The 8,731-nt window shown below is 70.7% G+C and carries 8 protein-coding genes; 2 read left to right on the top strand and 6 right to left on the bottom strand.

Annotated features, from left to right (window positions below; genetic code table 11):
• Positions 1–94: 94 nt before the first annotated feature.
• Positions 95–337, top strand: coding sequence for a DUF2277 domain-containing protein (locus WH07_RS32805; RefSeq protein ID WP_046508256.1), 243 nt, complete (start codon positions 95–97; stop codon positions 335–337).
• Between the two features lie 52 nt (positions 338–389).
• Here the strand turns inward: WH07_RS32805 and WH07_RS32810 are convergent, their stop codons facing one another.
• The 5 genes from WH07_RS32810 to WH07_RS32830 all read right to left on the bottom strand — a co-directional run bounded on the left by WH07_RS32810 (position 390) and on the right by WH07_RS32830 (position 5,981).
• Complete coding sequence (locus WH07_RS32810; RefSeq protein WP_046508258.1) at positions 390–1,058, bottom strand: DedA family protein; 669 nt, start codon at positions 1,056–1,058, stop codon at positions 390–392.
• A 267-nt stretch (positions 1,059–1,325) separates the two neighbouring features.
• Positions 1,326–1,772: a DoxX family protein gene (locus tag WH07_RS32815; RefSeq protein WP_046508260.1), complete on the bottom strand. Its 447-nt coding sequence runs from the start codon at positions 1,770–1,772 to the stop codon at positions 1,326–1,328.
• A gap of 67 nt (positions 1,773–1,839) precedes the next feature.
• The gene (locus tag WH07_RS32820) at positions 1,840–3,951 is read right to left on the bottom strand and encodes an FAD/NAD(P)-binding protein (RefSeq protein ID WP_079023752.1); all 2,112 of its coding nucleotides are present in this window, start codon (positions 3,949–3,951) and stop codon (positions 1,840–1,842) included.
• Positions 3,952–4,140: 189 nt separating this feature from the next.
• Positions 4,141–4,695, bottom strand: coding sequence for a GNAT family N-acetyltransferase (locus WH07_RS32825; RefSeq protein WP_046508261.1), 555 nt, complete (start codon positions 4,693–4,695; stop codon positions 4,141–4,143).
• Positions 4,692–5,981, bottom strand: a complete 1,290-nt coding sequence (locus tag WH07_RS32830; protein ID WP_157877478.1) for a hypothetical protein — start codon at positions 5,979–5,981, stop codon at positions 4,692–4,694. Before WH07_RS32830 ends, WH07_RS32825 begins: the two co-directional genes overlap by 4 nt.
• Positions 5,982–6,218: 237 nt before the next feature.
• Between WH07_RS32830 and WH07_RS32835 the strand changes: the two genes are divergently transcribed.
• Positions 6,219–6,722 carry an ATP-binding protein gene (locus tag WH07_RS32835; RefSeq protein WP_052744637.1) on the top strand — a complete coding sequence of 168 codons (504 nt, stop codon included), beginning with the start codon at positions 6,219–6,221 and terminating at the stop codon, positions 6,720–6,722.
• 203 nt (positions 6,723–6,925) lie between these two features.
• Here WH07_RS32835 and WH07_RS32840 read toward each other — a convergent pair whose 3' ends face one another.
• Positions 6,926–8,662 carry an alkaline phosphatase D family protein gene (locus WH07_RS32840; protein WP_046508263.1) on the bottom strand — a complete coding sequence of 579 codons (1,737 nt, stop codon included), beginning with the start codon at positions 8,660–8,662 and terminating at the stop codon, positions 6,926–6,928.
• Positions 8,663–8,731 lie beyond the last annotated feature (69 nt).

Below are 8,731 nucleotides of genomic sequence, written 5' to 3' on the forward strand. Positions count from 1 at the left end.
CGGTGGGGGCTGTGGTGGTGGCTTGAGGGTCGTGGGCGATGGAGGGCGGTGGCGGGCCGGGGCCACTGTCGTACCCATGGTTCACACTTGGGGCATGTGCCGAAGCATCAAGACTCTCCGTCCGCCCGCCCTCCCCGAGGAGGCCACCGAGGAGGACATCCGGGCCGCCGCGCTCCAGTACGTGCGCAAGGTCTCCGGCTTCCGCGCGCCCGCCGCGCACAACCGCGAGGTCTTCGACCGGGCCGTCGACGAGATCGCGGAGGCGACCGCGCGGCTGCTCCAGGACATCGAGATACGGGGCGCGGGCCAGGCCCGTACGGCTGCGGGCAGCGCCTGAGCCTTCGTACCGCCCGTCCGTGCGCGTACGGGGGTGGTGCGGGTACGAGCGGTCAGGCGGCCGGGGCCGGGGTGCGGTCCGGGCGCTTGACGATGTACGCCGCCAGCGCGCCCGCGGCGAACAGCGCCAGCACGGACACCGCCGTACCGGTCCAGCTCGCGCCCAGCCACTGACCCCCGAAGTAGCCGAGGCCCGCGCTGTAGCCCGTCCACGCCACGCCCGCCAGCGCCGACCACGGCAGGAACTCCCGCGCCTTGCGGTGTGCCACGCCCGCGCCGATCGAGACGATCGAGCGTCCGGCCGGAACGAAGCGGGCGAGGACGACAAGGATGCCGCCGCTTCCGGCGAGCGCGCTCCCGAGCCGTTCCTGCGCGGTGGCCAGCCGGCGTGAGCGCGCGATGGCCAGGCCCAGCCTGCCGCCGCGCCGGGCGATACGGAACGCGAAGAGATCGCCGAGTACGGAGGCACCGGCCGCGCACAGCATCAGGATGAGCAGCGAGGGCACATCGGCGGGCACCTCACGCGGCACCTGCGCCACCCGGTCCGCCGCTTCCGCGACGGTCACCTCGGCGACGGTCGTCGAGCCCGCCGCGGCTGTGGCGGCGGCCACCACCAGGACACCGCTGGGCAGTACGGGCAGGAACACGTCCAGCAGGACGGAGACCCCCACCACCGCGTAGATCCATGGGCTGCCCGTCAGCGACCCCAGACTCTCCAGCACCTTCTCGACTCTCCCCGCCCGTTCCCCGCACGCGCCTGTGACAGTGCCGCGGTCGCAGGGAAGCGGCAGGGCGGCTGCCGTCGTACAGCGTACGCCTGTGCGGTACGGAGAGTGAGGGCGGGTAGCACAAAGGCGGGTAGCACGACGCCGACGTCCGGACCTCGTACGGGTCGGTCCGGTCGTCGGCGGGCGGGCGTGCACCGGACTCCGGGGGTTGCCGCCGGACTCCGGCGCGTGTGCCACAGGGCCGTGCCGCACGGCTCAGGCTCAGGCGGGCACTGCCGTACGCCGTTCCTGCCCGGTCCGCTCGCCCTCGCCGCCCGAGTCCCGCGAGGAGAACAGCCGGTCCAGCGAGAGCGCGCCGGGGCCGGTGAAGACGATCAGCAGGAACGCCCAGCAGAACATGGCGGCGGGCTCGCCGTTGTTCTGCATGGGGAAGAGGCCCTCGGGCTGGTGCACATTGAAGTAGGCGTATGCCATGGAGCCCGAGGACACCAGTGCCGCCACCCGGGTGCCGAGGCCCAGCAGGACGAGACCGCCGCCGACAAGCTGAATGATCGCGGCGATTCCGCCCGGCCAACTGCCCGCGGAAACGGTGTCCTTGCCGAAGAGGCCGAAGAGCGAGGCGGCTCCGTGGCAGGCGAAGAGCAGCCCGACGACGATACGGAACAGCCCTATGGCATACGGCTGGGCATGGTTGAGGCGTGTGTACATGGGGGGTAGTACTCCTTCGATCGATTGGTCTGGACCGATGAGAAGCTCCCCCTCACGTTAGGCAGACCTAATCAATGCTTGCAAGTTCAACATTTTGCCGGGGATCATTTCGCGCCGAGTCTTCCGCCGGCTCCTCCGTGGCCCTGATGTCCGGAGTGCGCAAGATGGCACGTGCCACCGCGTCGGTGTCCGAGAGCATCACCGAGTCGACGCCCGGCCGCGCTCCCGCCGCGGTCACCCAGTGGACCCCTTCCGTGGGCACCCCGAGGGCGAACCTCCGGGGGTGAGGTTCCCCCTGGCGGCCTATCAGGTGGTATGGACGGCGTGTTACATCCAGGCCGCCGGTTTCGTAACCGCCGACGCGGTGCGGCCGGCACTGACCGGTCTTCAGAAGCCGTGACAGCAGGGGGTCGCAGCTCCGTCGCAGATCCGGTTCCGGCAGCCGGGCCTCGATCAGGGTCGTGGCGCGTACGGCGGAGCCCGGCACATCCGGGGACTCGGCCACGAACGCGCCGTCCACCGCCCGTACGGTCGTGCGCGGCCCGATCACATCGAGCACGCCCGCCTCGATCAGCGCGGCCATCTCCTCGATACGGCGGCGCGGCGGGCCGATGGAGAGGAACGCGTTGAGCGGGGTGTACCAGCGGTCGAGATGGTCGCGCCGGGACGACCCGGTGAGACCGGCGTGGTCCACGATCTGGCGTACCTCGTTCCGTACGTCCCGCAGCACGTCCAGGGCCGCCTTGACCGGGCCCGCGACATTGCCGAGCGCCGCCTCGGCCGCGTCCCGGCGCAGATGGGCCAGCAGCCAGGCGCGGTGATCGGCCGGGTCACGGAAGGTCTCGCCGCGGTACGGGCGCGAGATCCGGTCCCAGGACCAGCGGGCGTCCGGGGCGATCCCGGCGGCGTCCAGGACCGCGGACTCCTGGGGGCTGCCGTGCGGGGTGGCGAGGAACCGGTCGAGGAACGCCTCCCGGGTGAGCGCGCCGGTCCGGGCGGCAGTCGAGGCGTCGGCCCGGGAGCCGGCGCGCGCGCCGGTACCGGCGCCGGAGCGGGTCCCTGGCGAACTGCCGCCGTCCGGTCCCGTGCTGTCGCCGTCCAGCCCGGTGGCGTAGAAGACCGCCTCGACCTCCTTGGCGACCAGCGGCCATATCTCGTCCAGGAAGTCCGGCGGATCGCCCTCGTCCGCGCGCTTGCGGAACACCGCGATCACATCGGGCGTCAGTACCAGCGGCAGATGCCGCCCGGACGGCCCCTTCGCGTTGTCCCCGCGCGCCTGGTACGGGACTCCGCGCCGGGATCCCGCGTACAACTGCGGTTCGCGCCCGGACGGGTGGTATACGAGAACGCCGTCGGCGTCCCGCGCGAAGATGCCGCCGCGGCCGGCCGTCAGCAGCGCCATGTGGTCGAAGAAATTGAGACCGAGGCCCCGCAGCAGAACCGGTTCACCCGGCGCGGCCCCGGACAGATCGACATCCGCGGGGTTGGCGGGCGGCAGATAGCGCAGCCGGTGGCGCTCGGCGTACTGCGCGAGGGTCGCCTGGGTCTGGCCGGAAACCACCGGTAGATGGCCCTGCGCGAGCACTACCGCAGAGAGGCCGGAAATCACGGTGCCATTGTCGAGGACGAGTGTTTGAGAGGGCCGGTACGGGGTGGACGAGCGGGAGGTACCGGTTGAACAGGACGCATCGGTGGGCGAGTTCAGGCCATTGGCGCCATCATCCGTGCCGTCGTCGAGGCGGATGGCGCGGGCCCGGTGGACCTCGACCGTCACATTCTCCGGCGCGTTCTCCACCGTTGTGCGGAACGCCCACTCCAGATAGCGGCCGTAGGCGGCGCGGCTCGGATAGTCGTCGGGGCCGAGCCGCTCCTCAGGACGGCTCGCGGCCCACTCGTGCAGGCTCGGACCGGGACGTATCGGGCCCGCGCACTCGACGCTGGTGTCGGTGAACAGGGTCACCTGCGAGGCCACGGTGTTCATCAGCAGCTCGGCCGGCTGATCCGTACGCCAGACAAGACCCGCGCCCGGCGGCGCGGGGTCGACGAGATGAACGGTCAGCGGCACGTCCGGCGCCAGTTCGGGCACGGACGCGCAGAGTCTTTCCAGGACCGAGGTGCCGCGGGGACCGGCGCCGACGACGGCGAACGAACGGGACTTGGAGGGCCGTGCATCGGACAAAACTGTGACTCCCGGGGCATGTGGGGTACGGGAAGCGGATGGTCCGCATCATCATGCCGCTGCCGACCCGGCAGCCGAAGCCTTGCCCCCAGGATCACGCCTTGTGTGAATGATCACTGAACACCTGTCAGGGCGGCGGGGAGCGGCGGGGCCGCTCAGGGTGCTGGCGTGTCAGGGCCCGTCCGGACGTCAGGGTTGCACCACGGGCCGGGTCATGGACGCGAAGACGGGGGAGTCGGGGAATGGCTGCTGGTCACCGATTTTGCGGTAACCCCATGCTTCGTAGACCGCTTGTACGGCACCGTTCCCCGCGGACGGGTTGACCAGGAGGGTGACGCGTTCTTCCTGGCGGAGGGCGAGCCATGCTTCGTGGAGCTGCCAGGCGACCGCTCGGCCGCGCCATCGCTTGCGGACGACGATCTCGTTGAGGGCGACGGTGCGATGGCCGTCCTCTCGGGCGTACCCCTCGGGGAGCGGTGCTGTCATCGCTTTCCACCAGAGTGTGTCGGCCCCGAGCGGTGTGCCGAAGCAGAAGCCGACCGGTTCGTTCGCCTCCCAGCCGAGGGCTGCCGTCCACCCCGGCCGTGACGCGTAGCTGGTCAGACGCTCATTGAAGCGTTTGACCGTGTAGAACGGGCCCGTGAGTCCGAAGTCCCGGTGGCGGACCTCGGCGTGAATGTCGTTGATCGTCTGCCGGATCTCGGGCAGATGGTCGGCGGTGTAATGCCGGATCTCGACGGTCACGTGCGGCCTCCTCGCGCGTTGTTGTACTTGTCCACCCATTGGGCGGTGCTGTTAGCTCTGGGTGCGGCCTCGGACAGCTCGCGGGTGAATGTGTCCATCAGCAGGCTGGTGCGCCCGGTCAGTGAAGCATCGTCGGCGGCGCCCAGTACAGACTCGGCGGTGGCGCAGGCGGGCTCGATGTCATGCTGTCGAAGCTGGGCGAAAGCCAGGTGAGTCGTGTAATAGAGGCGATTTCGGGTGTATCCGGGGCGCAGCGTGGAGAGGGTGCGGTGAAGGTACGCCTCGGACTGGGCGTGGCGCCCGAGGCGAGCCATGGTGAGGGCGCCGAGTCCGTAGAGCTCCGACTGGTCGTAGAAGCCGAGCCAGGTGGGGCGAGGTTCCGCTGGATCCGCGCGGTTGAACGCTTCGACGGCCAGATCGAAGTTGCGGAGCGCGGCCGTACGGCCGCCGACACCGGCCTGGATACCCGCGAGTCGTGCGGCCGCCAGAGAACGCATCAATGGGTCACGGCGGCAGGCGTGGGATGTACGCCCCGCTTCGGCCGCGGCGAGCGCGTCGTTGGGCCGGTGTTGCTGGAGGGAGAGGACCGCCGCGTGGCCCCACAGCCGAAGTTGCATCTCTGAACCGCCCGCGAGACCGGCCAGTGTCATCGCGCGGTCGAGGTGGCGGCCGGCGCGCTCGGGTTGCTGAGCGTCGAGGGCGGCCCACAGGGCTGTGCCGGTGAACGCGGCGGCGAGGTAGTAGAGACGGGCACGCACACGCTGCGAGGCGTGTCCGATCATCTGAAGTTCCAGGGCGTGTTGTGCGAAGGCCAGAGCGCGGGTTTCCAGGCTGATGGTGCCGCCGTGCTGGTTGTCGGCGGCGATGAGTTCCGCAAACGCGGTTTCCAGGCGATTGGCGTCGGCCATGCCCACGCGGGGTGCCGCTGTGACGGATTGGGGCGGGAGTGTGGCCGCAACGACAAGTGCCGCTGCGGAGGTGGCGAAAGCTCGTCGCCGCACGGGGACCTCCGGTGACGCTGAAGCGGGTGGTGCGTGAGAGCGGGAGGCGACAGCCATGAACCCTAACTCCTCGGCCTGACAGCCGAATTCTTCTTCGAGAGCGCGGCGTTGTCGCGCTCGCAGCGCTCGGGACTTTCCGGTCAGCCAGTTTCGAACCTGCCGATCACTTACGGTTCCGGGCCGGCCGGTGAAGCTCTCGATACGTTCGTTGACCGCGTCGGCGAGTTCCTGCTGCGTGAACCCCGCCGCTGCCATCCGTGCTGCAAGGAGCACATTCCGAGTCATGCGGCAACGTTAGCGATGTCCGTCCGTTCACGGCCGCCGAGCCGGTAAAAGTTTCCGGCCGTCGGCGGTCCGACTGAGTGCCCAATTTCCTTGGCCGGCCGACTGTTTGGGCGTTTATCTGGTCGTGAACCTCTTGAAGACCCGAGGGCGGCCGGGCACAACTCGGCTGCCGGTTAGGGGGACCTGACCGTGAGAACCGAGCCGGTGGGAACCGTGCCTGGGGCGCGTGAGTGGTCGATGGACTACACGATGGTGCACGGCTCGGTGCGTCTCGCCCGGATACATATCCGTCGTCGCCTGGGGCTATTGGCCTGGCATGGCGACGTCGAGGACGCGGCACTCATCGCGTCCGAGCTGCTGTCCAATGCCATCAGCCATGGCCGGGTCGTTGGCGAATTCATGTCGGTACGCCTGGCCGTCCTGGCAGACGGCGCTCTCGTGCTGGACGTGTCGGATCCGGTCGGGGCGTTTCCGCGCTTCGGCGAGATGGCTCACCCCTCCGACGATGCCGAGGGTGGCCGGGGGCTTCTTCTGGTCCGGAATTTGGGCGCTTCCCTCTCCTGGTTCCCCCGGCGGAATGGTGGCAAGACCGTCCGAGCACACCTGCCTGCCCGGCGGCTCATGATCGACGAGGAGCCCGCCGGGGAGTGCGACGCACAGATCGCGGTGCATCCGCACCGACTGTCGAGGTCTCCCGATGAAGTCCGGCAAACGACGCTCCGGCGGGGCGGAAACGAGTAGACACCGACATGACGCCGCGCTGCTACGCGTGCCACTGGCCCGTGCAACCGGAGGAACCCCACCGCAGGGTGTATTGGGACGCTCCGTCCGGTCCCGGCTGGCACGTGCCCGTGCACGAAGACTGCTTCAAAGCGATGGAGTACGAACAACTCGACCAACGCGAGTAGCCACGGGGAAACAGGCGTGGCCGGGGCGGCTGTGGGTCAACCGGTCAGGGCGCGCTGCTCCGTGGTGGTCAACTCGGCGGTGCCTTCGCGGGCTTGGGCCTGGGCGAGGGTCAGGGTGGCTGAGCGGGCCCGCAGGGTGAGGGTCATGAGCTGGTTGGCGAACCAGGGGCCGCCTGTTTTGCGCCAGGTCATGGGGGAGGCGTCGATCCGGCCGTGGCGGGTCAGGGAGCGGCCCAGGCGGCGGGCCGCGCGGCTCCAGCCCAGGCGGAAGCCCAGTTTGATCCAGCCGGGGACCGAGTTGTGGACCGGGGAGCAGGTGAGCTGGAGGACCCTCGCGTCCGGGGCGGTGCCGGCCGGCCAGGCGGGTTCGGCCACATACGCGTGGTGGACGTCGCCGGACAGCACGGACACCGTCGCCGGGGCTCCAGGACCGCGGCCGGCCTCCGCGATCAGGGCGGACAGCCGCTCGAACGAGGCGGGGAAGGCGGCCCAGTGCTCCAGATCCGCCGCGCGGCGCAGCTTCTCGCCGAACCGCGCCCAGCGCGGGCCGCGTTCGCCCCGGCAGAGCGCCGCGTCCCAGGACTCGACGTCGTGGATGAAAGGCGGCAGCAGCCAGGGGAGCGAGGTGCCGATGAGGAGATGGTCGTACGGGCCGGGCTCCGTGACGTACGGGCCCGCATCGGCCGGAAGCCGCGCCCCCCGGTCCTCCGGCGGTCCGGCCGCGGCGCGGCCGTCCATTATCTGGTCGCGCACCCACTGCTCCTCGCTCTCGTCGAGCATCGCGCGGCGCGACTCCTCCAGGACCCGGGCGCCCCGCGAGTCGACCATCAGCAGCCGGGTGCGGCCGAAGTCGCGCCGGTAGCTCCAGCGCACGCACGCCGGGTCGCGGTCGGCCTCGGCGGCGAACCGCCGCAGCGGAGCGGTCCCGTCGGGTTCCGCCCGTACCGCCGCGTACAGCGGGTCCGCCGCCACTTCCGCCGGGGAGAGATTGCCGAGGTGCTGGTAGACCCAGTAGGACATCAGCCCGCTGAGCACCCGCTCGTGCCACCACGGCGTCGCCCGCATGTCCGCGAGCCACGCGGCGCTGGTGTTCCAGTCGTCGACGAGGTCGTGGTCGTCGAAGATCATGCAGCTCGGCACGGTGGAGAGCAGCCACCGTACGTCCGGGTCGCCCCAGGACTCGTCGTACAGATAGGTGTACTCCTCGTAGTCCGCGACCTCTGCGCCCGGCGGTTCGGCCGGATCGCGCCGCTCCGCCAGCCGGGCGCGGGTCGCCTCCGAGGTCTCGTCGGCGTACACCTGGTCGCCGAGGAGCAGCAGTACGTCGGGGCGCGCGGCGGCGGGGTCGGCCGCCAGGTGCCTGGCGAGGGTGCCCAGCGCGTCGGGGCCGATCGGATCGGGCTCGCCCTGCGCGGGCGACGCCCACCGGCAGGAGCCGAACGAGACGCGTATCTCCTCGGCTTCGGCGGCGGGGTCCGGGCTGCGGATCACGCTCGGCGGGAAGGCCGCGAAGGCCGGGTCCTCCGGCGGCCAGACCCGGTGGCCGTCGAGAAGCACGTCGTACGCGGTGGCGGTGCCGGGGGTGAGGCCGGTCACCTGGACGAGCGCGTAGTGGTGGCCGGCGACCTGGAACGTACGGGACGCCCCGTACGCGCCGTCCGCGCACCGGACCTCGGCCTCGGCGGGCCCGTCGGACTCGACCCACACGCTCGCCGTACCGCCGCCGTCGAAGTCCACGTACCGCAGCAGCGGTCCCAGGCGCAGTCCGGTCATGATTGCCCTCCTCCGTCGCACCGTAGGGTACGGAACGGCGGAGGAGGGCGGGGATGACCGGACCCCGCC

Origin of the sequence: Streptomyces odonnellii (assembly GCF_000981895.1) — a bacterium.
Lineage (GTDB): Bacteria > Actinomycetota > Actinomycetes > Streptomycetales > Streptomycetaceae > Streptomyces > Streptomyces odonnellii.